The 26,661-nt window shown below is 70.8% G+C and carries 22 protein-coding genes; 19 read left to right on the top strand and 3 right to left on the bottom strand.

The genetic code is table 11. From position 1 onward, the window contains the following. The 12 genes from OG852_RS35505 (at position 1) to OG852_RS35560 (ending at position 12,729) form a co-directional block, all read left to right on the top strand. On the top strand, positions 1–1,416 hold the full coding sequence (locus OG852_RS35505) for a UDP-N-acetylmuramoyl-tripeptide--D-alanyl-D-alanine ligase (protein WP_330350074.1): 1,416 nt from the start codon (positions 1–3) through the stop codon (positions 1,414–1,416). Continuing rightward, a complete protein-coding gene (gene mraY, locus OG852_RS35510; protein WP_133910078.1) occupies positions 1,413–2,486 on the top strand; it encodes a phospho-N-acetylmuramoyl-pentapeptide-transferase in 1,074 nt (357 codons plus the stop codon). The genes OG852_RS35505 and mraY overlap by 4 nt, the downstream gene beginning before the upstream one ends. Continuing rightward, a complete protein-coding gene (gene murD / locus OG852_RS35515) occupies positions 2,468–3,898 on the top strand; it encodes a UDP-N-acetylmuramoyl-L-alanine--D-glutamate ligase (RefSeq protein ID WP_330350075.1) in 1,431 nt (476 codons plus the stop codon). The genes mraY and murD overlap by 19 nt, the downstream gene beginning before the upstream one ends. Positions 3,899–4,049: 151 nt before the next feature. Further along, positions 4,050–5,414: a putative lipid II flippase FtsW gene (gene ftsW, locus OG852_RS35520; RefSeq protein WP_330350076.1), complete on the top strand. Its 1,365-nt coding sequence runs from the start codon at positions 4,050–4,052 to the stop codon at positions 5,412–5,414. A 6-nt stretch (positions 5,415–5,420) separates the two neighbouring features. Beyond that, a complete protein-coding gene (gene murG, locus OG852_RS35525; protein ID WP_133910080.1) occupies positions 5,421–6,518 on the top strand; it encodes an undecaprenyldiphospho-muramoylpentapeptide beta-N-acetylglucosaminyltransferase in 1,098 nt (365 codons plus the stop codon). A gap of 35 nt (positions 6,519–6,553) precedes the next feature. Further along, positions 6,554–7,360: a cell division protein FtsQ/DivIB gene (locus OG852_RS35530; RefSeq protein WP_330350077.1), complete on the top strand. Its 807-nt coding sequence runs from the start codon at positions 6,554–6,556 to the stop codon at positions 7,358–7,360. Positions 7,361–7,637: 277 nt separating this feature from the next. Further along, positions 7,638–8,834 carry a cell division protein FtsZ gene (gene ftsZ / locus OG852_RS35535; RefSeq protein WP_133910082.1) on the top strand — a complete coding sequence of 399 codons (1,197 nt, stop codon included), beginning with the start codon at positions 7,638–7,640 and terminating at the stop codon, positions 8,832–8,834. Continuing rightward, positions 8,831–9,559: a peptidoglycan editing factor PgeF gene (pgeF, locus tag OG852_RS35540; RefSeq protein ID WP_330350078.1), complete on the top strand. Its 729-nt coding sequence runs from the start codon at positions 8,831–8,833 to the stop codon at positions 9,557–9,559. Before ftsZ ends, pgeF begins: the two co-directional genes overlap by 4 nt. A 5-nt stretch (positions 9,560–9,564) precedes the next feature. Then, complete coding sequence (locus OG852_RS35545; RefSeq protein ID WP_330350079.1) at positions 9,565–10,284, top strand: YggS family pyridoxal phosphate-dependent enzyme; 720 nt, start codon at positions 9,565–9,567, stop codon at positions 10,282–10,284. Positions 10,285–10,412: 128 nt separating this feature from the next. After that, positions 10,413–11,054, top strand: coding sequence for a cell division protein SepF (locus OG852_RS35550; RefSeq protein ID WP_133910085.1), 642 nt, complete (start codon positions 10,413–10,415; stop codon positions 11,052–11,054). A gap of 39 nt (positions 11,055–11,093) precedes the next feature. After that, positions 11,094–11,381 carry a YggT family protein gene (locus OG852_RS35555; protein WP_067245235.1) on the top strand — a complete coding sequence of 96 codons (288 nt, stop codon included), beginning with the start codon at positions 11,094–11,096 and terminating at the stop codon, positions 11,379–11,381. 55 nt (positions 11,382–11,436) lie between these two features. After that, the gene (locus OG852_RS35560; protein ID WP_330350080.1) at positions 11,437–12,729 is read left to right on the top strand and encodes a DivIVA domain-containing protein; all 1,293 of its coding nucleotides are present in this window, start codon (positions 11,437–11,439) and stop codon (positions 12,727–12,729) included. A gap of 188 nt (positions 12,730–12,917) precedes the next feature. Here OG852_RS35560 and ileS read toward each other — a convergent pair whose 3' ends face one another. Continuing rightward, entirely contained in the window at positions 12,918–16,055 is a 3,138-nt protein-coding gene (ileS, locus tag OG852_RS35565; protein WP_133910087.1) for an isoleucine--tRNA ligase, read from the bottom strand. 1,722 nt (positions 16,056–17,777) lie between these two features. On the opposite strand from ileS, the gene OG852_RS35570 reads away from it, so the two are divergent. The 6 genes from OG852_RS35570 to OG852_RS35595 all read left to right on the top strand — a co-directional run bounded on the left by OG852_RS35570 (position 17,778) and on the right by OG852_RS35595 (position 23,178). Next, on the top strand, positions 17,778–18,515 hold the full coding sequence (locus OG852_RS35570) for a TraR/DksA family transcriptional regulator (RefSeq protein ID WP_208117060.1): 738 nt from the start codon (positions 17,778–17,780) through the stop codon (positions 18,513–18,515). 67 nt (positions 18,516–18,582) lie between these two features. Further along, complete coding sequence (gene lspA / locus OG852_RS35575) at positions 18,583–19,191, top strand: signal peptidase II (protein WP_133910088.1); 609 nt, start codon at positions 18,583–18,585, stop codon at positions 19,189–19,191. Positions 19,192–19,267: 76 nt separating this feature from the next. After that, entirely contained in the window at positions 19,268–20,212 is a 945-nt protein-coding gene (locus OG852_RS35580) for an RluA family pseudouridine synthase (protein ID WP_133910089.1), read from the top strand. Beyond that, entirely contained in the window at positions 20,209–20,682 is a 474-nt protein-coding gene (locus OG852_RS35585; protein ID WP_133910090.1) for a GNAT family N-acetyltransferase, read from the top strand. The genes OG852_RS35580 and OG852_RS35585 overlap by 4 nt, the downstream gene beginning before the upstream one ends. A gap of 69 nt (positions 20,683–20,751) precedes the next feature. After that, a complete protein-coding gene (locus OG852_RS35590; RefSeq protein ID WP_330351553.1) occupies positions 20,752–22,338 on the top strand; it encodes a Na+/H+ antiporter in 1,587 nt (528 codons plus the stop codon). Positions 22,339–22,437: 99 nt separating this feature from the next. Next, on the top strand, positions 22,438–23,178 hold the full coding sequence (locus OG852_RS35595) for an SDR family NAD(P)-dependent oxidoreductase (protein WP_133910091.1): 741 nt from the start codon (positions 22,438–22,440) through the stop codon (positions 23,176–23,178). Between the two features lie 9 nt (positions 23,179–23,187). On the opposite strand, the gene OG852_RS35600 is transcribed toward OG852_RS35595, so the two are convergent. Beyond that, positions 23,188–24,282, bottom strand: coding sequence for a mechanosensitive ion channel family protein (locus tag OG852_RS35600; RefSeq protein ID WP_330350081.1), 1,095 nt, complete (start codon positions 24,280–24,282; stop codon positions 23,188–23,190). A 97-nt stretch (positions 24,283–24,379) separates the two neighbouring features. Between OG852_RS35600 and OG852_RS35605 the strand changes: the two genes are divergently transcribed. Further along, positions 24,380–24,949, top strand: coding sequence for a dienelactone hydrolase family protein (locus OG852_RS35605; protein WP_133910093.1), 570 nt, complete (start codon positions 24,380–24,382; stop codon positions 24,947–24,949). 9 nt (positions 24,950–24,958) lie between these two features. On the opposite strand, the gene OG852_RS35610 is transcribed toward OG852_RS35605, so the two are convergent. Further along, entirely contained in the window at positions 24,959–26,638 is a 1,680-nt protein-coding gene (locus tag OG852_RS35610; protein ID WP_330350082.1) for an alkaline phosphatase D family protein, read from the bottom strand. Between the last annotated feature and the right edge of the window lie 23 nt (positions 26,639–26,661).

Below are 26,661 nucleotides of genomic sequence, written 5' to 3' on the forward strand. Positions count from 1 at the left end.
GTGATCGCCCTCTCCCTCGCCGAGATCGCAGCAGTCGTCGGCGGGCAGACCTACGACATACCGGATCCGTCCGTGGAAGTCACCGGGCCCGTCGTCCGGGACTCCCGCGAGGTGGAGCCCGGCAGCCTCTTCGTCGCCTTCGTCGGCGAACGCGTCGACGGCCACGACTACGCGGCCGCGGTCGTCGAGGCGGGCGCGGCGGCCGTACTGGCCTCGCGCCCGGTCGGCGTGCCCGCGATCGTCGTGGACGACGTCCAGGCCGCCCTCGGCGCCCTCGCCCGGCACGTCGTGCACAAGCTCGGCACGACGCTCGTCGCGCTCACCGGCTCGGCCGGCAAGACCAGCACCAAGGACCTCATCGCCCAGGTGCTCCGGCGCAAGGCGCCGACCGTCTTCACCCCCGGTTCCCTCAACAACGAGATCGGGCTGCCGCTGACCGCGCTGTCCGCCACCGAGGAAACCCGGTTCCTGGTCCTGGAGATGGGTGCCCGCGGGCTCGGACACATCCGCTACCTCACGGATCTGACGCCCCCGAGGGTCGGCCTCGTCCTCAACGTCGGCACCGCCCACATCGGCGAGTTCGGCGGCCGCGAACAGATCGCACAGGCAAAGGGCGAGTTGGTCGAGAGCCTTCCCGCGGCGAGCGACGGCGGTGTCGCGATCCTCAACGCCGACGACCCGTTGGTCCGGGCCATGTCCTCCCGTACGAAGGCGAAGGTGGTCCTTTTCGGAGAGTCCGGCGAAGCGGACGTACGGGCCGAGAACGTACGACTCACGGACAGCGGACAGCCCTCCTTCAGCCTTCACACACCCTCCGGGTGCAGCGATGTGACCATGCGCCTGTACGGTGAGCACCACGTGTCGAACGCGCTCGCCGCGGCCGCCGTCGCCCATGAGCTGGGCATGTCCGTAACAGAGATCGCCACCGCGCTCTCCGAGGCGGGCTCCCTCTCCCGCTGGCGGATGGAGGTCACCGAGCGCCCGGACGGCGTGACGATCGTCAACGACGCCTACAACGCGAACCCCGAGTCCATGCGAGTCGCTCTGCGCGCGCTGGCGGCCATGGGCAAGGGGCGGCGGACCTGGGCGGTGCTCGGCAAGATGGCCGAGCTCGGGGACGAGGCGCTCGCCGAGCACGACGCGGTCGGGCGGCTCGCCGTCCGGCTCAACGTCAGCAAGCTCGTCGCGGTCGGGGGCAGGGAAGCCGCCTGGCTGCAACTGGGCGCATATAACGAGGGTTCGTGGGGTGAGGAGTCGGTGCACGTGTCCGACGCACAGGCGGCGGTCGACCTGTTGCGCAGCGAGCTGCGCCCGGGGGACGTCGTACTCGTGAAGGCGTCCCGTTCGGTCGGCCTCGAGAGCGTCGCGCAGGCGCTGCTCGCGACCGGTGCCGAGGGTGAGGTTTCCGCCCGATGATGAAGCAGATCCTGTTCGCGGGTGTCATTGGCCTCTTCCTGACGCTGATCGGCACACCGCTGCTGATCAAGCTGCTGGCGCGCAAGGGCTACGGCCAGTACATCCGCGACGACGGTCCGCGGGAGCACGCCAGCAAGCGCGGTACGCCGACCATGGGCGGTATCGCGTTCATACTGGCGACGGTCGCGGCGTACTTCCTGTCCAAGGTGATCACCGGCAAGCCGCCGACCTTCTCCGGTCTGCTGGTCCTCGGCCTCATGTGCGGCATGGGCCTGGTCGGCTTCCTGGACGACTACATCAAGATCGTCAAGCGGCGGTCCCTGGGTCTGCGGGCCAAGGCGAAGATGGCCGGCCAGCTGATCGTCGGTATCGCCTTCGCGGTGCTGTCGCTGCAGTTCGCGGACTCCCGCGGCAACACCCCGGCCTCCACCAAGCTGTCGTTCATCACGGACTTCGGCTGGACGATCGGCCCCGTGCTGTTCGTCGTCTGGGCGCTGTTCATGATTCTCGCGATGTCCAACGGCGTGAACCTGACCGACGGTCTGGACGGTCTCGCCACCGGCGCCTCCGTGCTGGTCTTCGGCGCCTACACGTTCATCGGCGTCTGGCAGTACCAGGAGTCCTGCGCCAACGGCGAGACCCTGACCAACCCCAACGCCTGCTACGAGGTGCGCGACCCGCTCGACCTCGCGGTCGTCTCCGCCGCGCTGATGGGTGCCTGCCTGGGCTTCCTGTGGTGGAACACCTCTCCGGCCAAGATCTTCATGGGCGACACCGGTTCGCTGGCGCTCGGCGGTGTGCTCACGGGCCTCGCCATCTGCTCCCGCACCGAGCTGCTGGTCGCCATCATGGGCGGTCTGTTCGTCCTCATCACCATGTCGGTGGTCATCCAGGTCGGCTCCTTCCGGCTGACCGGCAAGCGCGTCTTCCGGATGGCGCCGCTCCAGCACCACTTCGAACTCAAGGGCTGGTCCGAGGTCCTGGTCGTGGTCCGATTCTGGATCATTCAGGGCATCTGTGTGATCGTCGGACTGGGTCTCTTCTACGCGGGATGGGCAGCAGACAAGTGACCTCCTCGGTGTCCCCGGACTTCACGGGCAAGCACGTCACCGTCGCCGGGCTCGGCGTCTCCGGTGTCCCGGCGGCCAAGGTGCTGCACGCGCGCGGGGCGATCGTCACCGTCGTCAACGACGGCGACGACGCACGCGCGCGTGAGCAGGCCGCCGAGCTGGAGGCGCTGGGCGTCACCGTGCGCCTCGGCGACGGCGCGACCCTGCCCGAGGGCACCGAACTCGTCGTCACCGCGCCGGGCTGGAAGCCCGACAAGCCGCTCTTCGCGGCGGCGGCCGAGGCCGGGGTGGAGATCTGGGGCGACGTCGAACTCGCCTGGCGCCTCAGGGGCCCCGAGGCCGCCCCCTGGCTGTGTGTCACCGGCACCAACGGCAAGACGACCACCACCCAGATGCTGGCCTCCATCCTGAAGGCGGCCGGCCTGCGCACCGCGGCCGTCGGCAACATCGGCGTCTCCCTGCTCGACGCGGTCCTCGGCGACGAGGAGTACGACGTCCTGGCGGTGGAGCTGTCCAGCTACCAACTCCACTGGGCGCCCTCCCTGCGCGCGCACTCGGCGACGGTGCTGAACCTCGCCCCCGACCACCTCGACTGGCACGGCTCGATGGAGGCCTACGCGCACGACAAGGGCCGCGTCTACGAGGGCAATCGCGTCGCCTGCGTCTACAACGTCGCCGACAAGGCCACCGAGGACCTGGTGCGCGAGGCGGACGTCGAGGAGGGCTGCCGGGCCATCGGCTTCACCCTCGGCGCCCCGGCGCCGTCCCAACTCGGCGTGATCGACGGCATCCTGGTCGACCGCGCGTTCGTCGAGAACCGGCAGAAGAACGCCCAGGAACTCGCCGAGGTCTCCGACGTCACCCCGCCGGCCCCGCACAACATCGCCAACGCCCTTGCCGCGGCGGCCCTCGCCCGCGCCTTCGGCGTGCCTCCCAGGGCCGTACGGGACGGTCTGCGGGCCTTCACCCCGGACGCCCACCGCATCGCCCACGTGGCCGACGTGGACGGCGTCTCGTACATCGACGACTCCAAGGCGACCAACACCCACGCGGCGGAAGCCTCGTTGGCGGCGTACGAGTCGATCGTGTGGATCGCGGGAGGGCTCGCCAAGGGCGCGACCTTCGACGAACTCGTCGCCAAGTCGGCACCGCGGCTGCGGGGCGTCGTCCTCATCGGCGCCGACCGCGCGCTGATCCGTGAAGCCCTCGCGCGACACGCCCCGGAGGTACCCGTCGTCGACCTCGACCGGACCGACACTGGGGCGATGCTCGCGGCGGTCCAGGAGGCCCGGCGCCTCGCCCGCGCGGGAGACACGGTGCTGCTCGCCCCGGCCTGCGCCTCCATGGACATGTTCGTCAACTACAACCAGCGCGGGGACGCGTTCGCTGAGGCGGTGCGTGAACTCGCCTGAGGGCGGGTCTTGGCCGTGACGGTTGCTCCAGGAGCCTTGGAGGTGCCGGTGACTGACGTTGTGTCGTTCGGCTGCGGGTCGTGGGGGCTGGTCGCGCAGTTCCCCGCGCCCCTGAGTGGGCTGCGGTCGCGCATGTTGCAGGGGAGCCGTCGTGCCCACTAGCCGCACCGGTCGGCCGCCCGTTCAGCGGGCTGTCCGCCGACCTCCCGCCGCGCGTCCGTCCCGGGACAACCCCGTCCTGCGGGCCTACACGCGTGCGCGCAAGGCCTGGGACCGGCCGCTCACGGCCTACTACGTGATCCTCGGCGGCAGTCTGCTGATCACCGTGCTCGGGCTGGTGATGGTGTACTCCGCCTCGCAGATCACCGCGCTGCAGATGTCGCTGCCCGGGTCGTTCTTCTTCCGCAAGCAGTTCCTGGCCGCCTCCATCGGGGCCGTGCTGCTGCTGGTCGCCTCCCGGATGCCGGTCAAGCTGCACCGGGCGCTGGCCTACCCGATCCTCGCCGGAGCCGTCTTCATGATGGCCCTGGTGCAGGTGCCCGGGATAGGAATGGCGGTCAACGGCAACCAGAACTGGATCTCGCTCGGCGGCTCCTTCCAGATCCAGCCCAGCGAGTTCGGCAAGCTCGCCCTGGTGCTGTGGGGCGCCGACCTGCTCGCCCGCAAGCAGGACAAGAAGCTGCTCACCCAGTGGAAGCACATGCTGGTGCCGCTGGTGCCGGTCGCCTTCATGCTGCTCGGGCTGATCATGCTCGGCGGCGACATGGGGACCGCGATCATCCTCACCGCGATCCTGTTCGGGCTGCTGTGGCTCGCCGGGGCGCCCACCCGGCTGTTCGTCGGGGTGCTCTCGATCGCCGCCGCGATCGGGTTCGTCCTGATCAAGACCAGCCCGAACCGGATGGCCCGCCTGGCCTGCATCGGCGCCACCGAGCCCAGGTCCGGGGCCGCCGACTGCTGGCAGGCCGTGCACGGGATCTACGCCCTCGCCTCCGGTGGGATCTTCGGCTCAGGACTCGGGGCAAGTGTGGAGAAATGGGGCCAACTGCCCGAAGCCCACACCGACTTCATCTTCGCCGTCACCGGTGAGGAACTGGGTCTCGCGGGGACGCTGTCGGTACTCGCCCTGTTCGCGGCTCTAGGCTATGCGGGTATCCGCGTGGCCGGACGCACGGAGGACCCCTTCGTCAGGTACGCCGCGGGAGGTGTGACCACCTGGATCACCGCGCAAGCCGTGATCAACATCGGTGCGGTGCTCGGTCTGCTGCCGATCGCCGGCGTCCCCCTCCCGCTGTTCTCCTACGGAGGATCCGCCCTGCTGCCGACCATGTTCGCGATCGGGCTGCTGATCGCCTTCGCACGTGACGATCCCGCTGCGCGGGCGGCGCTTGCGATGCGGCAACCCCGCTTTGGTAGAAAGCGGGGGGCCGGGGGTTCCGCGGTGAAACGGGAACCCCGGAGATGGAACACGATGCGACGGCGTGCCTCGGCGGCGCGTCCGTCCGGAGAGCGGTGAATTTCGGTGCATGTCGTACTCGCTGGTGGGGGGACCGCCGGCCACATCGAGCCCGCGCTCGCCCTCGCGGACGCCCTGCGCAGGCAGGACCCCACCGTGGGGATCACGGCCCTGGGCACCGAGCGCGGTCTGGAGACCACACTCGTTCCGCAGCGGGGCTACGAGCTCGCGCTGATCCCGGCCGTACCGCTGCCGCGCAAGCCCACCCCCGAGCTGATCACCGTCCCGGGCCGGCTGCGCGGCACGATCAAGGCCGCCGAGCAGATCCTGGAGCGCACCAAGGCCGACGCCGTCGTCGGCTTCGGCGGTTACGTGGCCCTGCCCGGCTACCTCGCCGCCAAGCGCCTCGGGGTGCCGATCGTGGTCCACGAGGCCAACGCCCGGCCCGGCCTCGCCAACAAGATCGGCTCCCGGTACGCCGCCCGCGTCGCCGTCTCCACGCCCGACAGCAAGCTGCGCGACGCCCGCTACATCGGCATCCCGCTGCGGCGCTCCATCGCCACCCTGGACCGCGCCGCGGCCCGCCCCGAGGCCCGCCACATGTTCGGCCTCGACCCCAACCTGCCGACCCTGCTCGTCTCGGGTGGCTCGCAGGGCGCCCGCCGGCTCAACGAGGTCGTCCAGCAGGTCGCGCCCTGGCTCCAGCAGGCCGGCATCCAGATCCTGCACGCGGTCGGCCCGAAGAACGAACTGCCGCATGTCCAGCAGATGCCGGGAATGCCCCCCTACATCCCGGTACCGTACCTGGACCGGATGGACCTCGCGTACGCCGCGGCCGACATGATGCTCTGCCGCGCGGGCGCGATGACCGTCGCCGAACTCTCCGCCGTGGGACTCCCGGCCGCCTACGTCCCGCTGCCCATCGGCAACGGCGAACAGCGGCTGAACGCCCAGCCGGTGGTCAAGGCGGGCGGCGGACTCCTCGTCGACGACGCGGAACTCACCCCCGAGTGGGTCCGGGAGTCCGTCCTGCCGGTGCTCGCCGACCCGCACCGGCTGTACGAGATGTCCCGCGCCGCCAGCGAGTTCGGCCGCCGGGACGCCGACGACCTGCTCGTCGGCATGGTGTACGAGGCGATCGCGGCGAGTCGCGCCCAGCGATAGGCGCCGCATTCCATGTGAGCGAAAGGGTAGGGAGCGTGGCCGGATCCGCCACCGTCGAGCGCGGTGCACGCCAGGAGGAGCCGTCCGGCCCGCCCCTCGTCCGAAGGCTGGGCGGCCCGCGCCGAGTTCGTATGATCATCGCCCTCGGGCTCGCCGTGCTCCTCCTCGGCGCGGGCACGGTCTGGGTGTTGTACGGCTCCTCGTGGACCAAGGTCGAGCACGTCTCGGTGTCCGGCACGGACGTCCTGACGCCCGACCAGGTGCGCGAGGCCGCCGCCGTACCGGTCGGATCGCCGCTCGTCTCCGTCGACACCAAGGCGATCGAGGCCCGTCTGCGCACGAGGCTGCCCCGCATCGACACGGTCGACGTGATGCGTTCCTGGCCCCATGGAATCGGCCTGAAAGTGACCGAGCGGCAGCCTGTTCTGCTCGTCGGAAAAGGGTCGAACTTCGTGGAAGTGGACGACAAAGGCGTCCGTTTCGCCACGATTTCTCAGGCATTGAAGAACGTGCCGCTCCTCGAATTGGCCCTCTCCGGGTCGGGTTCGGGCGGGTCGGGCGCCGCGAGCCTGCGCCGCTTCGGCGAGGACCGTCTGGTGCGCGAGGCGGTGAGGGTCGCCGGCGACATTCCGGACGCCGTCGCCCAGAAGACCCGCGCCCTCAAGGTCCGTTCCTACGACGACATCTCGCTGGAGCTGACGGACGGCCGCACGGTCGCCTGGGGAAGTGCCGAGAAGGGCGCCCTGAAGGCGCGTACGCTCGGTGCTCTCATGAAAGCCTCCCCGGGCGCGCGGCACTTCGACGTCAGCGCTCCCACGGCCCCCGCGTCATCAGGGAGTTGACGCACATCGGCGCAGGCCAGCACCCTGGTTGGGCAGCGACACGGCTGATCACATAGGGTGAAAAGAAAAACGGGAGGTTCGGCGTGTTCGTTGAACGGGCGCCACTTGTCGACTTAGTGTCCTGTTCAGAAGACTCCAAGGAACAGACACACTGGTAACCCTAAACTTCAGCGTTAGGGTTCGGGTCGGCGAAACGGACCGTCCCATTCGGCATCAGTCGTCGGATCGCACCACCTGCGAGGCGGCGACACGTAACTCGAGGCGAGAGGCCTTCGACGTGGCAGCACCGCAGAACTACCTCGCAGTCATCAAAGTCATCGGTGTCGGCGGCGGTGGTGTCAATGCCATCAACCGGATGATCGAGGTCGGTCTCAAGGGCGTCGAGTTCATCGCCATCAACACCGACGCGCAGGCGCTGTTGATGAGCGACGCCGACGTCAAGCTCGACGTCGGCCGCGAACTGACCCGCGGACTCGGCGCCGGCGCCAACCCGGCCGTCGGCCGCAAGGCCGCCGAGGACCACCGCGAGGAGATCGAGGAGGTCCTCAAGGGGGCCGACATGGTCTTCGTGACGGCCGGTGAAGGCGGCGGCACCGGCACCGGCGGCGCGCCCGTCGTGGCCAACATCGCCCGCTCCCTGGGCGCCCTCACCATCGGCGTGGTCACCCGCCCGTTCACCTTCGAGGGACGGCGCCGGGCCAACCAGGCGGAGGACGGCATCGCCGAACTCCGCGAAGAGGTCGACACCCTCATCGTCATCCCCAACGACCGGCTGCTGTCCATCTCGGACCGCCAGGTCTCGGTCCTGGACGCCTTCAAGTCGGCCGACCAGGTCCTGCTCTCCGGTGTCCAGGGCATCACCGACCTCATCACCACCCCCGGCCTCATCAACCTCGACTTCGCCGACGTCAAGTCGGTCATGTCCGAGGCCGGCTCGGCGCTCATGGGCATCGGCTCCGCCCGCGGCGACGACCGCGCGGTGGCCGCCGCCGAGATGGCGATCTCCTCGCCGCTCCTCGAGGCCTCCATCGACGGCGCCCGGGGCGTGCTGCTCTCCATCTCCGGCGGCTCCGACCTCGGCCTGTTCGAGATCAACGAGGCCGCCCAGCTGGTCAGCGAGGCCGCCCACCCCGAGGCCAACATCATCTTCGGCGCGGTCATCGACGACGCGCTCGGCGACGAGGTCCGGGTCACCGTCATCGCGGCCGGCTTCGACGGCGGCCAGCCCCCCGCCCGCCGGGACAACGTCCTCGGCTCGGCCACGGCCTCCTCCCGCCGTGAGGAGCCCGCTCCGGTACGGCAGCCGGACAGCCGCCCGTCCTTCGGCTCGCTCGGCAGCGTCACGCCGAAGGAGGAGCCGGAGCCGGCCCCCGAGCCGGTGGCCGAGATCCCGGTCGCCCCGCCGGTCCCGCCGTCGCGGACCTACTCCGACAGCGCCGCCGAGGAGCTGGACGTGCCGGACTTCCTGAAGTGATAGGACGGCGCGGACACGTGAGCGGCGCGCACTTCGCCTTCACCGACCGGTGGGGCGGGGTGAGCGCCGCTCCGTATGAGGAGCTCAACCTCGGCGGAGCGGTCGGCGACGACTCCGCGGCCGTCCTCACCAACCGGGAACTGGCCGCCAAGTCCCTGGGGCTGGATCCTGGAGACGTGGTCTGGATGAACCAGGTGCACGGCGCCGACGTCGCGGTCGTCGACGGACCCTGGGGCGACGAGCCGGTGCCGCGCGTCGACGCGATCGTCACCGCGCGGCGCGGGCTCGCCCTCGCCGTCCTCACCGCCGACTGCACCCCCGTTCTGCTCGCCGACCCGGTCGCCGGGGTCGCCGCCGCGGCCCACGCGGGCCGGCCCGGCATGGTCGCCGGGGTCGTCCCCGCCGCCGTACGGGCCATGGTGGAACTCGGCGCCGAGCCGTCCCGGATCGTCGTCCGCACCGGACCCGCCGTCTGCGGCCGGTGCTACGAGGTGCCCGAGGAGATGCGCGCCGAGGTCGCGGGCGTCGAGCCGGCGGCGTACGCCGAGACGAGCTGGGGCACGCCGGCGGTCGACGTGACCGCGGGGGTGCACGCGCAGCTCGACCGGCTCGGGGTACGCGACCGGGAGCAGTCGCCGGTGTGCACCCGGGAGTCGCAGGACCACTTCTCGTACCGCCGCGACCGCTCCACGGGGCGACTCGCGGGATATGTCTGGCTGGACTGATGGGCATGACGGACCGTAAGGACGAACTCGCCGTAAACCTGGCGAAGGTGGAGGAGCGCATCGCCCGCGCGTGCGCGGCCGCCGGTCGTGCGCGGGAGGACGTGACCCTGATCGTGGTCACCAAGACCTACCCGGCCGACGACGTGCGGATCCTCGCCGACCTCGGGGTGCGGCACGTCGCCGAGAACAAGGACCAGGACGCCGCGCCCAAGGCCGCGACTTGCTCGGACCTGTCGCTTTCCTGGCACTTCGTCGGACAGTTGCAGACCAACAAGGTGCGATCCGTGGTCGGTTACGCGGACTTCGTGCAGTCCGTGGACCGTTCCCGGCTGGTGACCGCGCTGTCGAAGGAGGCGGTGCGCGCCGGGCGGGAGGTCGGATGCCTGATCCAGGTCGCCCTCGACGCGGGGGAGAGCGGACGGGGGGAGCGGGGCGGCGTGTCGCCCGACGGGATCGAGGAGTTGGCGGGTCTGGTGGCCGACGCGCCGGGACTGGGACTCGCCGGACTGATGACCGTCGCACCTCTGACCGGGGAGTACGCCGGTCGCCAACGGGCCGCCTTCGAGCGGTTGATGGATTTGTCGACTGACCTGCGCCGAGCCCATCCGGCTGCGAACATGGTCTCCGCAGGGATGAGTGCGGACCTCGAGGATGCCGTGGCTGCGGGGGCGACACATGTGCGCGTCGGCACTGCGGTACTCGGAGTCCGCCCCAGGCTCGGGTAACGTCGCCAGGAAGTCGGACCACAGCAGAAAATATGGTCATTACCGCCGGTAGGCGGGCACAAGGGCCACGTGGATCGCGGGACTTGGCAGTCGAAAGCCGATCCACCACAGAGCGGAGGACTCAGAGCATGGCCGGCGCGATGCGCAAGATGGCGGTCTACCTCGGCCTCGTGGAGGACGATGGGTACGACGGCCGGGGATTCGACCCCGATGACGACTTCGAACCCGAGCTCGACCCGGAACCTGAGCGGGATCACCGGCGACACGAGCCGTCCCACCAGTCACACGGCGCACACCAGTCCCAAAGGGACGAAGAGGTGCGAATCGTGCAGCCGCCCGCTCCGCGCGAGCCGGTGGCCCGATCTTCTGCGCTCGCCGCGGAATCCGGGCGTCCGGCGCGCATCGCGCCCGTGGCATCCATCACACAAGAACGTCAGTCCCTGGAGAAGAACGCACCGGTGATCATGCCCAAGGTCGTGTCGGAACGAGAGCCGTACCGGATCACCACGCTCCACCCCCGGACCTACAACGAGGCCCGTACCATCGGGGAACACTTCCGTGAGGGCACCCCGGTGATCATGAATCTGACTGAGATGGATGACACAGACGCGAAGCGACTTGTCGACTTTGCGGCCGGTTTGGTGTTTGGTCTTCACGGCAGCATCGAGCGGGTGACCCAGAAGGTGTTCCTGTTGTCTCCTGCTAACGTCGATGTCACGGCGGAGGACAAGGCCCGCATCGCAGAGGGCGGGTTCTTCAACCAGAGCTGAGACACAAGACCGGACACAGGGGAGAGGGAAGCACCGAACATGAGCGTGGTTCTGCAGGTGATCTACGTCGTGCTGATGGTCTTCCTGATCGTGCTCATCTTCCGATTGGTCATGGATTACGTCTTTCAGTTCGCCCGCTCATGGCAACCCGGCAAGGCGATGGTGGTCGTTCTCGAGGCCACCTACACTGTCACCGATCCACCGCTCAAGCTTCTGCGGCGAGTCATCCCGCCGTTGCGTCTCGGGGGCGTGGCACTCGACCTGTCCTTCTTCGTATTGATGATCATCGTCTACATCCTGATCACACTCACCCAGGCCGGGATGTGAGCGATGTGAGAGATACGGTCCTGCCGAATGCCGACGACTACGTTGAGGTGAAGAGATGCCGTTGACCCCCGAGGACGTGCGGAACAAGCAGTTCACGACCGTCCGCCTCCGAGAAGGCTATGACGAGGACGAGGTCGATGCCTTCCTCGACGAGGTCGAAGCCGAACTGACGCGCCTGCTCCGCGAGAACGAGGACCTGCGCGCCAAACTGGCCGCGGCCACGCGCGCTGCTGCCCAGAACCAGCAGAACATGCGCAAGCCTCCGGAGCCGCAGGACCAGCAGGGCGGCATGCCTCAGCAGGGCGGTATGCAGCAGGGCGGTATGCAGCAGGGCGGCATGCAGGGTGGGATGCCGCAGGGCGGTATGCCCCAGCAGGGGATGCCGCAGCAGGGAATGCCTCAGCAGGGCATGCCCCAGCAGGGGATGCGAGGCCCCGGCGCCCCGGTGCCCGCCGGCATATCGGGCCCGCCGCAGCAGCAGATGGGTGGCCCCATGGGTGGCCCGCCCCAGCTGCCGAGCGGTGCCCCGCAGCTGCCCGCCGGCCCCGGCGGTCAGGGTGGTCCGCAGGGTCCCGGCCCGATGGGCCAGGGTCCGATGGGGCAGGGCCCCATGGGCGGTCCCATGGGTGGTCAGCCCCCGATGCCGCAGCAGATGGGTGGCCCGATGGGCGGCCCCATGGGCGGTCCGATGGGCGGCCCCGGTCAGGGCCCCGGTGGCGACAGCGCCGCCCGTGTCCTCTCGCTGGCCCAGCAGACCGCCGACCAGGCGATCGCCGAGGCCCGCTCCGAGGCCAACAAGATCGTCGGCGAGGCGCGTTCTCGTGCCGAGGGTCTCGAGCGTGACGCCCGTGCCAAGGCCGACGCCCTGGAGCGGGACGCGCAGGAGAAGCACCGCGTCGCGATGGGCTCCCTGGAGTCCGCCCGCGCCACGCTGGAGCGCAAGGTCGAGGACCTGCGCGGCTTCGAGCGCGAGTACCGGACGCGTCTGAAGTCGTACCTCGAGTCCCAGCTGCGTCAGCTGGAGACCCAGGCCGACGACTCCCTCGCGCCGCCGCGCACTCCGGCCGCCGCGTCCCTGCCGCCGTCCCCGGCGCCCTCCATGGCTCCGGCAGGCGCCAGCGCCCCGTCCTACGGCTCCGGTGCTCCCGGCATGGGCTCGGGGATGGGTTCGGGCATGGGCTCGGGCATGGGTGCGCCCAGCCCCGCCGCGCCGTCCTACGGCGGGCAGCAGCAGATGTCCCCGGCCATGACTCAGCCGATGGCGCCGGTACGTCCGCAGGGTCCCTCCCCGATGGGCCAGGCTCCCTCGCCGATGCGTGGCTTCCTCATCGACGAGGACGACAACTGACGGCCAGTAGTACGCCTTAGGCGTCGGCAGCGTTCAAAGGGCGGGCCCCGGATTCCGATCCGGGGTCCCGCCCTTTTTACGCGTGTTGACGACGGTGCAGGTGGGGACGGTGCAACAGGCGGTACGGCAGAAGAGGCGGTACGACAAAGGGCCCGGTCTCCAGGAGACCGGGCCCTTGTGTGCCGTCCTTACGCCTTGCGCAGGCGGAACGTCAGCGTCAGGCCGTCGTCGGTGAACGGGGTGCCGTACCTCTCATCGGCCTCGCCGAAGGCGAAGTCGGTCGCCAGGACCTCGTCGGCGATCAGCGCGGAGTGGGCGGTCAGCGCGTCCACGGCGGCCGGGTCGGTCGCGGTCCAGCGCAGCGCGATGCGGTCGGCCACGTCCAGGCCGCTGTTCTTGCGGGCCTCCTGGATCAGCCGGATCGCGTCACGGGCGAGGCCCGCACGGCGCAGCTCCTCGGTGATCTCCAGGTCCAGCGCGACCGTGGCACCGGAGTCGGAGGCGACCGACCAGCCCTCGCGCGGGGTCTCGGTGATGATGACCTCGTCGGGGGCGAGGGCGACCGTCTCACCGTCGACCTCGACCGACGCCGTGCCCTCGCGCAGGGCGAGGGACAGCGCGGCCGCGTCCGCGTTCGCGACGGCCTTGGCCACGTCCTGGACCCGCTTGCCGAACCGCTTGCCGAGGGCCCGGAAGTTCGCCTTGGCCGTGGTGTCGACCAGCGACCCGCCCACCTCGGAGAGCGAGGCGAGGGACTCGACGTTCAGCTCCTCGGTGATCTGCGTGTGCAGTTCCGGGGAGAGCCCGTCGAACCCGGCCGCGGCGACCAGGGCGCGGCTCAGCGGCTGGCGGGTCTTGACGCCCGACTCCGCGCGCGTGGCGCGGCCCAGCTCCACCAGACGACGGACCAGGACCATCTGCCGGGACAGCTCCGGGTCGATCGCGGAGAGGTCCGCCTCGGGCCAGGACGCGAGGTGCACGGACTCCGGGGCGCCCGGGGTGACCGGCACGACCAGGTCCTGCCAGACCCGCTCGGTGATGAACGGGGTCAGCGGGGCCATCAGCTTGGTGACCGTCTCCACGACCTCGTGCAGCGTGCGCAGCGCGGCCTTGTCGCCCTGCCAGAAGCGGCGGCGCGAGCGGCGGACGTACCAGTTGGACAGGTCGTCGACGAACGCCGAGAGCAGCTTGCCGGCCCGCTGGGTGTCGTACGCCTCCAAGGACTGCGTCACCTGGTCGGTGAGCGCGTGCAGCTCGGAGAGCAGCCAGCGGTCCAGCAGCGGGCGCTCGGCCGGGGCCGGGTCGGCCTCGCTGGGCGCCCACGCGGACGTACGGGCGTACAGGGCCTGGAAGGCGACCGTGTTCCAGTACGTGAGGAGCGTCTTGCGGACGACCTCCTGGATGGTGCCGTGGCCCACGCGACGGGCGGCCCAGGGGGAGCCGCCGGCCGCCATGAACCAGCGGACCGCGTCGGCGCCGTGCTGGTCCATGAGCGGGATCGGCTGCAGGATGTTGCCCAGGTGCTTGGACATCTTGCGGCCGTCCTCGGCGAGGATGTGGCCGAGGCAGACGACGTTCTCGTACGAGGACTTGTCGAAGACCAGCGTGCCGACGGCCATCAGCGTGTAGAACCAGCCGCGGGTCTGGTCGATGGCCTCGGAGATGAACTGCGCCGGGTAGCGGGACTCGAACAGGTCCTTGTTCTTGTACGGGTAGCCCCACTGCGCGAACGGCATCGAACCCGAGTCGTACCAGGCGTCGATGACCTCGGGCACGCGCGTGGCCGTCCGTGCGCAGCCCTCCTGGGGGCAGGCGAAGGTGACGTCGTCGATGAACGGGCGGTGCGGGTCCAGCTCGGACTGGTCGCGGCCGGTCAGCTCGGACAGCTCCGCGCGGGAGCCCGCACAGGTGAGGTGGTCGTCCTCGCAGCGCCAGATCGGCAGCGGGGTGCCCCAGTAGCGGCTGCGGGAGAGCGCCCAGTCGATGTTGTTGTTCAGCCAGTCGCCGAAGCGGCCGTGCTTGACGGTGTCCGGGAACCAGTTGGTCTTCTCGTTCTCCTGGAGGAGACGGTCCTTGACCGCGGTGGTGCGGATGTACCAGGACGGCTGCGCGTAGTAGAGAAGCGCGGTGTGGCAGCGCCAGCAGTGCGGGTAGCTGTGCTCGTACGGGATGTGCCGGAACAGGAGGCCGCGCTGCTGGAGGTCCTCGGTGAGCCGTTCGTCCGCCTTCTTGAAGAAGACGCCGCCGACCAGCGGCACGGACTCCTCGAAGGTGCCGTCCGGGCGGACCGGGTTGACCACGGGCAGGCCGTAGGAGCGGCAGACCTTGAGGTCGTCCTCACCGAAGGCGGGGGACTGGTGGACCAGACCGGTGCCGTCCTCGGTGGTGACGTACTCGGCGTTGACGACGTAATGCGCCTCGGCCGGGAACTCCACGAGCTCGAACGGACGTTGATAGGTCCAGCGCTCCATTTCGGCGCCGGTGAAGGTCTGGCCGGTGGTCTCCCAGCCCTCACCGAGCGCCTTGGCCACGAGCGGCTCGGCGACGACGAGCTTCTCCCGGCCGTCGGTCGCGACGACGTAGGTGACCTCCGGGTGCGCGGCCACGGCCGTGTTGGAGACCAGGGTCCAGGGGGTCGTCGTCCAGACCAGGAGCGCGGCCTGGCCGGCGAGCGGACCGGAGGTGAGCGGGAAACGGACGTACACGGACGGGTCGACGACCGTCTCGTAGCCCTGGGCCAGCTCGTGGTCGGACAGGCCGGTGCCGCAGCGGGGGCACCAGGGGGCGACGCGGTGGTCCTGGACCAGCAGGCCCTTGGTGAAGATCTCCTTCAGCGACCACCAGACCGACTCGATGTACTCGGGGTCCATCGTGACGTACGCGTCGTCGAGGTCGACCCAGTAGCCCATGCGGGTCGTCAGCTCGGAGAAGGCGTCGGTGTGGCGCAGCACGGACTCGCGGCACCGGGCGTTGAACTCGGCGATGCCGTACGCCTCGATGTCCTTCTTGCCGCTGAAGCCGAGCTCCTTCTCCACCGCGAGCTCCACGGGGAGGCCGTGGCAGTCCCAGCCGGCCTTGCGGGCCACGTGGTAGCCGCGCATGGTGCGGAAGCGGGGGAAGACGTCCTTGAAGACGCGTGCCTCGATGTGGTGGGCGCCGGGCATGCCGTTCGCCGTGGGCGGGCCCTCGTAGAACACCCATTCGGGGCGGCCCTCGGACTGCTCCAGGCTCTTGGCAAAGATCTTCTGCTCGCGCCAGAAGTCGAGCACGGCGTGCTCGAGGGCGGGCAGGTCGACCTGGGCGGGCACCTGGCGGTACTGCGTCATCGATCTTCCTCCGGCGGACGTACTGCCTTCCGTCGGAGGGACGAGAGCCTTCTTGCCTGTCTACGCCGTCTTCGGCGCGCTCCCGCGGTACCACCCTCCTTGGCCCTCCGGTGCGGCCTGCGCTCCGGTGAGCCCCCTCATTGGGGTCGCGATGCCGGTTCTACTCGCCGCTGTGTCGGTGCTGCGGCTTTCTTCCGACGGCTCCGGGGTGATCTTCGCGTCGCGCTCGCCCCCGGGCTTCCACCGTCCCCGGGTCGCTCTGGGCTGCGTACGCCGCTACTCGTCCCCATCCATGCTTTTCGCTCCGCCCAGTGTACGGCGCCGCACGGACAGCGGCCGACCGGTTTTCGGGGTCCCCGGGGGCCGGGCGCGGGTCGGGGCGGGGTGACCCGAATGGTGGCCCCGCAGCGGGGTACGCGTGTGCGGGTCCCGGGGCGGTCGGCCGGGCGGATTACCAGCCGGGGAGCTGGGCACAACGCAGGCAGGCCGATCGCGTGGCGTGCGCGAGGCGGGCGATTCGGGCGGTGTGCCCCGTTGCCGCCGCTCTCAAGTCGATTTATCGTCCCAGCACGATTCGCGCGCAAGATCACAATATGTGAAGGGGCCGCGGCCATGGTGGCGAAGAAGACCGCCGTACAGCAGCCGACGACCGGCAGGTCAGCGAAAACCTCCGGCGGCGCGGCCGAGAGCACCCACGGCGGAAGGAGCACGCGAGGGCGGACGGCGGCGCCGAAGACGGCGGCCGGGAAGGCGGCCGTCGAGAAGACGGCTGGGGAGAAGACGGCCGGTCGGAAGGGGGTCGGCGGGAAGGCGGGCGGCGCGAGGACGGCTGTCGCGGCGGAGGTGAAGGCGGCCGGGGCGCGGGTGGCCGGCGAGAAGGTGGCCGGCGAGAAGGCGGCCGGGTCGAAGTCGGCCGGGGAGCACAGCCCTGCCAAGAAGGCCACGGGGGAAATGGCGGTGGGCAGGAAGACCGTCGCCAGGAAGGCGGCCGGTAAGAAGCCCGCCGGTACGCCGGCTGCCGATGAGAGACCCACTGGTGAGAAGCGCGCCGGCGGGAGGCCCACGGATGTGAGGACTGCTGATGAGAAGCCCGCCCGTGGAACGGCAACCGTTGGGAAAGACGCCGGTGAGGAGTCTGCCGGTGGAGCTGGCGCGGGTGGGAAGGCTGCCGGTGGGAAACCTGGCGGTGGGACGGGTGCGGGTGGGGAAGCCGCTGGTGGGAAGTCTGGCGGTGGAGCTGGCGCGGGTGGGAAACCTGGCGGTGGGACGGGTGCGGGTGGGGAAGCCGCTGGTGGGAAGTCTGGCGGTGGAGCTGGCGCGGGTGGGAAGTCTGGCGGTGGGGAGGGTAAGGGTGGGAAGGCTGCTGGTGAGACGCCTGGCGGTGGGACGGGTGCGGGTGGGGAAGCCGCTGGTGGGAAGTCTGGCGGTGGAGCTGGCGCGGGTGGGAAGTCTGGCGGTGGGGAGGGTAAGGGTGGGAAGGCTGCTGGTGAGACGCCTGGCGGTGGGACGGGTAGGGGTGGGAAGGCTGCCGATGGGAAGTCTGCCGGTGGGACGGGTGGTGCGGGTGGGAAGGCTGCCGGTGGGAAGGCCGGCGGTGGGACGGGTGGTGCGGGTGGGAAGGCTGCCGGTGGGAAGGCCGGTGGTGGGACGCGCGCGGGTGGGAAAGCTGCCGGGGAGGAGTCTGGCGGTGGTGGGAAGACCGCCGTCGAGAAGACCCCCGCTGTGAAGGAAGCCGTCGAGGAGGTGGCCGTCGGGGTGGGGGGCGGGGCCTCCGTGGCGGCCAAGAAAGCGGCCGGGAGGAAGACGGCCGCTCCCAGGGCGGCTGCCAAGAAGGCGGCCGGACGGAAGGCAGCCCCCCGTAAGGCGGCTGTCGTCGGCAAGGCCGCGGACGCCGAGGGCGTGGCCGCGGCGGGTGCGGGAAAGAAGAGCACGGCCAAGAAGGTGGGCGCGGCCACGGCCGCGGAGCAGACGGGAGCCACGACAGTGGTTGCGAAGAAGACTCCTGGCACGGCCACGGCGGCGAAGACGGCCGTTCCCAAGGCACGCCTCGCCGCGGTGGAACCGGGCGAGCTGGCGGTGCGCCCCGGAGAAGAGCCCTGGACCGCGGAGGAGGTCGAGGAGGCGCGCGCCGAGCTGGAGTCCGAGCAGGAGCGGCTGCACACCGAGCTCGCCTCCTCGGAGACGGCCCTTGCGGGCCTGATGCGGGACTCCGGGGACGGCGCCGGCGACGACCAGGCGGACACCGGCACCAAGAACATCACGCGCGAGCACGAACTGGCCCTGGCCGCCAACGCGCGCGAGATGCTGATCCAGACCGAGCACGCCCTGGAACGGCTGGACGCCGGCACGTACGGCCTGTGCGAGAACTGCGGCAAACCCATCGGCAAGGCCCGTATGCAGGCCTTCCCACGGGCCACGCTGTGCGTCGAGTGCAAGCAGAAACAAGAGCGCCGGTACTGATCGCGTGCCTGTGCGGGGGCGTGTCGTACCCTCGTCCTCAGTCAGGTACCTAGGTTGAGGGACTCACGTGGCAGAGGCGGAGCGCATCATCGGTACGCCGGACATCCCAGAGGCGGCGGGAGCCGAGCCGGAGCAGTCGACCGGCCCGGGCCTCCCGGACGGGCAGGAGAGCACCGAGGCGCGGCCCAGGGGCAAGCGCCGGATCGCCGTGCTCTTCGCCGTCGCCACGTTCGCGTACGCGATCGACCTGGTCAGCAAGATGATCGTGGTCGCCCGGCTGGAGCACCACGCGCCGATCGAGATCGTCGGGGACTGGCTCAGGTTCGAGGCCATCCGCAACGCGGGCGCGGCCTTCGGCTTCGGCGAGGCCTTCACGATCATCTTCACGGTCATCGCGACGGCGGTGATCGTGGTGATCGCCCGGCTCGCCCGCAAGCTGTACAGCCTGCCCTGGGCGATCGCGCTGGGCCTGCTGCTGGGCGGCGCGCTGGGCAACCTCACCGACCGGATCTTCCGCTCGCCCGGCGTGTTCGAGGGCGCGGTCGTCGACTTCATCGCGCCGAAGCACTTCGCGGTCTTCAACCTCGCCGACTCGGCGATCGTGTGCGGCGGCATCCTGATCGTGCTGCTGTCCTTCAAGGGGCTGGACCCGGACGGGACCGTCCACAAGGACTGAGCCCGCCCCCGGGGGTCGTCCGAGGTTGTCCACAGGCCCGTACGGGGCGGTCGGAGCCGTCCGGCATACTCGACGGGTGAGCACGATTCCCGAGATCCGTACCCTGCCCGTGCCGGACGGCCTGGAGGGCGAGCGCGTCGACGCCGCCATCTCCCGCATGTTCGGCTTCTCCCGCACGAAGGCCGCGGAGCTCGCCGCGGCGGGGAAGGTCTCGGTCGACGGCTCGGTGGTCGGCAAGTCCGAGCGGGTGCACGGCGGGGCCTGGCTCGAGGTCGAGATGCCCCAGGCGCCCGCGCCGGTGCAGATCGTCGCGGAGCCCGTCGAGGGCATGGAGATCGTGCACGACGACGACGACGTCGTCGTGATCGTCAAGCCGGTGGGCGTGGCCGCGCACCCGTCGCCCGGCTGGAGCGGCCCCACCGTGATCGGCGGGCTGGCCGCCGCCGGCTACCGGATCTCCACCTCCGGCGCCGCCGAGCGCCAGGGCATCGTGCACCGCCTCGACGTGGGGACGTCCGGCCTGATGGTGGTCGCCAAGTCCGAGCGGGCGTACACCTCGCTCAAGCGCCAGTTCAAGGAGCGCACGGTCGACAAGCGCTACCACACGCTCGTCCAGGGCCACCCGGACCCGACCAGCGGCACCATCGACGCGCCCATCGGCCGGCACCCGCACCACGACTACAAGTGGGCGGTCACCGCCGAAGGCAAGCCCTCCGTCACGCACTACGACCTGATCGAGGCCTTCCGCGCGGCCTCCCTGCTGGACGTGAAGCTGGAGACCGGCCGCACCCACCAGATCCGGGTGCACATGTCCGCCCACCGCCACCCCTGCGTCGGCGACCTGACGTACGGCGCCGACCCGACGCTCGCCAAGCGGCTGCGGCTGACCCGTCAGTGGCTGCACGCCGTACGGCTGGGCTTCGAGCACCCCGGTGACGGGCAGTGGGTGGAGTTCGCCAGCGACTACCCGGCCGACCTGCAGAAGGCCCTGGACCGGGTCCGCGAGGAGACCTACGGATGAGCGGCACGCCCGCGTACACGGTGCGCGTCGCCGAGGACCCGGCCGACCTGGAGGCGTGCTTCGCGGTGCGCAAGGAGGTCTTCGTCGGCGAGCAGGGCGTCCCGGAGGACCTGGAGTACGACGAGCACGACGCGGGTGCCGCGCATGTGCTGGCGGTCCGTGAGGACGGCGTACCGCTCGGGACGGGGCGGCTGCTGTTCGGCGCGGCCGCAGCGGGGCGCACCGGCGGCGACCCCGCGGTCGGCTCCCTCGGGCGGCTGGCCGTGGCCCGGGAGGCGCGGGGGCTCGGTGTCGGGGTGGCGCTCGTGCGGGCCATCGAGGAGGCGGCCCGCGCGCGGGGGTTGACGGCCGTCGACCTGCACGCGCAGACCCAGGCCCTGGGTTTCTACGAACGGCTGGGGTACACGGCGTACGGCGCCGAGGAGCTGGAGGCGGGGATTCCGCACCGGTCCATGCGGCGTTCTCTCTAGCGACCGGTGGTGCGTGCGACGCTGGAGGTCGGGATGCCCTTGATCGTCCAGTCGTCCGGAGCGCCGCCCGTGGATCAGTTGGCCCTGCTGTTCGTCCTGTTGCTCGGGGCCGTGGTGAGCGTCCCGGTCGGAGACCGGTTCGGGTTGCCCTCGCCGGTGCTGATGACCCTGCTCGGAATCGTCCTCGCGGTCGCCGACTTCGTGCCGAACGTCGACGTCCCGCCGGACCTGATCCTGCCCCTGGTGCTGCCGCCGCTGCTCTACGCGGCCGTACGGCGCACCTCGTGGCGGCAGTTCGCCGCCAACAAGCGGCCCATCTTCCTGCTCGCCGTGGCGCTGGTGTTCGTCACCACGGTCTGTGTGGCCGCCGTGGCCCACTCGGTGATCCCCGGGCTGCCGGTCGCCGCCGCCGTCGCGCTGGGAGCCCTCGTCGCGCCGCCCGACCCGGTGGCCGCGACCGCCGTCGCCGGACAGCTCGGGCTGCCGCGCCGGCTCGTCTCCATCCTGGAGGGCGAGGGCCTGTTCAACGACGTGACGGCCATCGTGCTCTACCACGTGGCGATCGCGGCCGCCGTCAGCGGGGAGTTCGTGCCCGGTGAGGCGGCCCTGGAGCTGGTGCTGTCCGCCGTGGTCGCGGTCGCCGTGGGCGTCGGGCTCGGCTGGGGCGCCAACCGTCTGCTCGACCTGCTCGGCGACGCGACCCTGCAGATCGGGCTTACCCTGCTCGTGCCGTACGCCGCCTATGTGCTCGCCGAGGAACTGCACGGCTCCGGTGTGCTCGCGGTGCTGACCTGCGCGCTGTTCCTCGCGGAGTACGCCACCGACCCCGACGACGTGCTGACGCGGCTCGCCGGGCACGCCTTCTGGGACATCGTCGACACGCTGGTGACCGGCGTGGCGTTCGGGCTCATCGGGCTCGAACTGCACAACGCGATCCGTACGGCGTCCGGGCGCTGGGGCGAGATGCTCGGCTGGGCCGGGATCATCGCGGCCGTGGTGATCGTCGTACGACTGGGCTGGCTGCTGCCGGCGACCTGGCTGACGAAACGGCTGCACGCGCGGCGGGACTACGACGAGGACATCCCGCTGAGCTGGCGGGAGACCGTGATCATGTGGTGGTCGGGGATGCGGGGGGTGGCGTCGGTCGCGCTGGCGCTGGCGATTCCGCTGGAGACGGACGCGGGGGAGGCGTTTCCCGATCGGGACGAGATCGTCTTCGTCGCCTTCGGGGTGATCATGGCGACGCTGGTGCTGCAGGGGCTCACCCTGCCGTGGCTGGTGAAGCGGCTGGGGGTGCGGGCCGACACCGAGCGGGAGAAGGCGTTCGAGCGGGAGCTGGCGGTGCGGGCGGCGAAGGCGGCGAAGCGCAGGCTGCGGGAGATCGAGGAGGTGGAGGAGCTGCCGGAGGAGCTGAGCGAGCAGATGCTGCGGCGGGCCTTCGAGATCGGGGTGCGGATCAGTCCCGAGATGGGGGAGGAGGAACGCAGGGAGGCGCATGACGCGCGGGTGCGGAGGCTGAAGCGGGTGCGGCGGATCCAGGGGGAGTTGTTGAGCGCGGCTCGGCATGAGGTGTTGGCGGCGCGGAGTGAGGCGGGGGCGGATCCGGAGGTGGTGGACCGGGTGCTGCGTCAGCTGGATGTCCGTAGCCTTCGGTGATCTCCTACCCGCGCACCGCCCGTTCACGGTGGGTCGAGAGGCTCAGCGACCCTCGGTGGTTGCTCATCGGCGGCGGCTTTCCCCGGTTACGCTCTGATCATGGTACGTAACGTCGTGATCAGCGGTGGCGGTACGGGAATTGGGCTTGCCGTGGCTCGGGTCTTCGCGGGGGACGGGGATCGGGTGCTGTTGCTCGGGCGGCGGGGCGAGGTGCTGGAGAAGGCGGGCGTCGACGGGGCGTTGACCCATGCGGCCGACCTGAGCCGGGTCGAGGAGGTCAGAGGGGTCGCCCGGTTCGTCGCGGAGGAGTTCGGGACGGTCGATGTGCTGGTGCACAGCGCGGGGGGCGCCGGGCATCTGGAGCCGCCGAGCGCGAGCGAGGACCCGCTCGACCGGGTCGCACACCACTGGACCGTGAACTTCCGGATCAACACGCTCACCGCCGCCCTGCTCACCGAGGCCCTCAAGGACCGGCTCGCCTCCCCCGGCGGGCGGGTGCTGTTCGTCAGCTCGATCGCCGCCTACCGGGGGTCCGGGAGCGGGGCGTACGCCGGCGCCAAGGCCGCGCTGCACCCGTACGCCCGTGATCTCGCCCGGGAACTGGGCCCGCGCGGGATCACCGTGAACACCGTCGCGCCCGGCTACATCGAGGACACCGGGTTCTTCGGCGAGGCCATCGACCCCGCGCGGCGGGAGCGGCTGATCGGCGAGACCTTCGACGGGCGTGCCGGGACGCCGGGAGACGTCGCCGCCACCCTGCACTGGCTCGCCTCGCCCGGCGCCGCGCACATCACCTCGCAGGTCGTCCAGGTCAACGGCGGCGCCGAGCGGGGCAACTGAGCCCCCGCGTCACGGGTGATGTGCCGCCGCCCCGTCCGGGGAGGAGGAACGGGCACCGGGGATCCGGGCCGGCGGCGGCGTCGCGTCCGCCGTGTTGACGCGCGGCAGGGCGTAGGGGTGCTCCTTGGCCAGCCAGCGGACCATCTGCTCGCGGACCGTGACCCGGACCGTCCAGATGTCGTCGGCGTCCTTCGCCGTGACCAGCGCCCGCACCTGCATGGTGTTCGGGGTGGTGTCCGTCACGTCCAGCCCGCAGGCCCGGCCGTCCCAGGCCGGGCACTCGCGCAGGATGTCCCGCAGCTTCTCGCGCATCGCGTCCACCGGCGCCGTGTGGTCGACGTGGAAGTAGACGATGCCGGTCATCTGCGGTGTGCCGCGCGACCAGTTCTCGAACGGCTTCGAGGTGAAGTACGACACCGGCATGGTGATCCGGCGCTCGTCCCAGGTCCGCACCGTCAGGAAGGTCAGCGTGATCTCCTCGACCGTGCCCCACTCGCCGTCCACCACGACCGTGTCGCCGATGCGCACCATGTCGCCGAAGGCGATCTGCAGCCCCGCGAACATGTTGCTCAGGGTCGACTGGGCGGCCACACCGGCGACGATGCCAAGGATGCCGGCCGAGGCCAGCAGCGAGGCGCCCGCCGCCCGCATCGCCGGGAACGTCAGCAGCATCGCCGCCACCGCCATCACCCCGACGATCGCCGCCACCACCCGCATGATCAGCGACACCTGGGTCCGCACCCGCCGCACCCGGGCGGGGTCGCGGTGCATGCGCGCGTAGCGGGAGTACGACGTCTCCACGACCGCCGCCGCGATCCGGATCACCAGCCAGGCCACCGAACCGATCAGCACCAGGGTGAGCGCCTGGCCGATGCCGGTGCGATGGTCCTCCAGGAGCTGCGCCTGGTCGTACGAGCCTCTCAGCAGGGCCGCGCACAGCACGAGCTGGTACGGGATGCGGCCGCGCCGCAGCAGACCCCACAGCGGGGTCTCACTGTGCCGGGCGTCGGCCTTGCGCAGCAGAAGGTCGGTGGCCCAGCCGATGAGGACGGTCAGCAGGACCGAGCCGCCGACCACGATCACGGGGCGGATCAGGTTCTCCATCCCCCGAAAGTAACCGGGTCGGCGGTCCCTTGAACATGTGACTTCCGTGCGGAGACGCACACGGAGCGTTGTCGGTGCCGGCTGGCACCATGGGCGCATGAACATCATGCTCTTTCACTCGACCTACGGACTGCGCCCCGCCGTGCGCGCGGCGGCCGACCGGCTGCGCGCCGCCGGGCACGAGGTGTGGACCCCGGACCTCTTCGAGGGACGCACGTTCGAGACGGTGGAGGAGGCCAGGGACTACCGGGAGGAGATCGGCAAGGACGAGCTGCTGAAGAGAGCCGTCCTGGCCGCCGCGCCCTACTCGGAGAGAGGGCTGGTGTACGCCGGGTTCTCGCTGGGCGCGGCGATCGCGCAGACCCTCGCCCTCGGCGACGACAAGGCGCGCGGCCTGCTGCTCCTGCACGGCACCTCGGACCTGGCGCCGAACGCCTCGGTGGACGAGCTGCCGGTGCAACTGCACGTGGCGGAGCCGGACCCGTTCGAGCCCGACGACTGGCTGAGCGCCTGGTACCTCCAGATGGGCCGGGCGGGCGCCGACGTGGAGGTCTACCGGTACGCGGGCGCCGGGCACCTGTACACCGATCCCGATCTCCCGGACTGGGACGCGGAGGCCGCCGAGGCCACCTGGCGGGTGGCACTCGGCTTCCTCGACACGCTCTAGCCGTACGGCTCAGACCGGGTCGTACGTCCGCTCGACCTTCTGGGTCCCGGTGCGCGTGCGGTACGAACGGGACCAGGAGGAGGTCGCGGTGGCGCTGGTGCGGTCGGACAGGACGTAGTAGTCCATCTGCGCGCGGTCGGCGGTGATGTCCAGGACGCCGTAGCCGTGGCGGTCGGTGTCGACGAAGTGGACGTGCCGGTTGGCGGCCCGGATGATCGGCGAGGCGATCGCGGTGAGCGTGCCCTCCGGGACCTTGACGATGTCGTCGAGGTTGTCGGAGGTCACCGAGGTGACCACGAACTCGGTGGCGGCGGACGCCGACAGCGGGTAGGTGCCCGCGTCCACGGGCACGTCGTTGGCCCACGCCATGTGGATGTCACCGGTCAGGAAGACGGTGTTGCCGATGGCGTTGGAGCGCAGATGCGCCAGCAGCTCACGGCGGTCGTCGGTGTAGCCGTCCCACTGGTCGGTGTTGAGGGCCAGGCCTTCCTGCGGCAGACCGAGCAGCTTGGCGAGCGGCTTGAACAGGTCGGCCGACAGGGAGCCGATGGCGAACGGCGAGATCATCACCGAGTTGCCGACCAGCCGCCAGGTGGTGTCGGACGCCTTCAGCCCGGCCTTCAGCCAGTCGAGCTGCGCGCGGCCGGTGATGGTGCGGTCCGGGTCGTCGACCGAGCCGTTGCCTACCTTGACCTGCTGCGAGCGGAAGGACCGCAGGTCGAGCAGGGACAGATCGGCCAGCTTGCCGAAGCGCAGCCGGCGGTAGGTGGTGCCGGCGATCGCCGGGCGGACCGGCATCCACTCGAAGTAGGCCTGCCTGGCGGCCGCCTGACGGGCTGCCCAGGCGCCCTCGGTGCCCTCCGTGTGGTTCTCGGCGCCGCCCGACCAGGTGTCGTTGGCGAACTCGTGGTCGTCCCAGATCGCGACGACCGGCGCCTTGGCGTGCAGGGCCTGGAGGTCGGGGTCGGTCTTGTACTTGCCGTGCCGGGTGCGGTAGTCGGCCAGCGTGAGGATCTCGTGCGTGGGCGAGGTCTGCCGTACGACCGTGCCGCGCGCGCCGTACTCGCCGGTGCCGTACTCGTAGATGTAGTCGCCGAGGTGCAGCCAGGCGTCCAGGTCGCCGCGGGCCGCGAGGTGGCGGTACGAGGAGAAGTAGCCGGCCTCCCAGTTGGCGCAGGAGACCACGCCGAAGCGCAGGCCGGCCACCGCGGCGTCCGCCGCCGGCGCGGTGCGGGTGCGCGCCACCGGGGAGTCCGTGCCGCCCGCGGTGAAGCGGAACCAGTAGTCGGTGGCCGGGGCGAGGCCGCGCACGTCCGCCTTGACGGTGTGGTCGGAGGCGGCGGTCGCGGTGAGGGAGCCCCGGCCGACGATGTTCGTCAGCGCCTTGTCGGTCGCGACGACCCAGCTCACCTCGGTGTCCGGGCCGAGCCCGGAGCCGGGGGTCGCCTCGGCGGTCGGCGTCACCCGCGTCCACAGCAGGACGCCGTCGGGCAGCGGGTCGCCGGAGGCGAGACCGTGCAGGAAGGAGGGGGCCTCGGCGGCGCGGGCCGGTATCGCGGCGGCGAGCGGCCCGGCCAGGACAGCCGTCGCCGCCGCGGCCTTGACGACCGTACGGCGGCGCGGGGACAGCGAGTTGACGCGCTCTGACGGGGTGTCGGCGCTCTCGGGTGATCTGTGTCGACTGGTCACGGGCGATCAGATTACTGACCAGT

It is taken from the genome of Streptomyces sp. NBC_00582, assembly GCF_036345155.1.
Classification (GTDB): domain Bacteria; phylum Actinomycetota; class Actinomycetes; order Streptomycetales; family Streptomycetaceae; genus Streptomyces.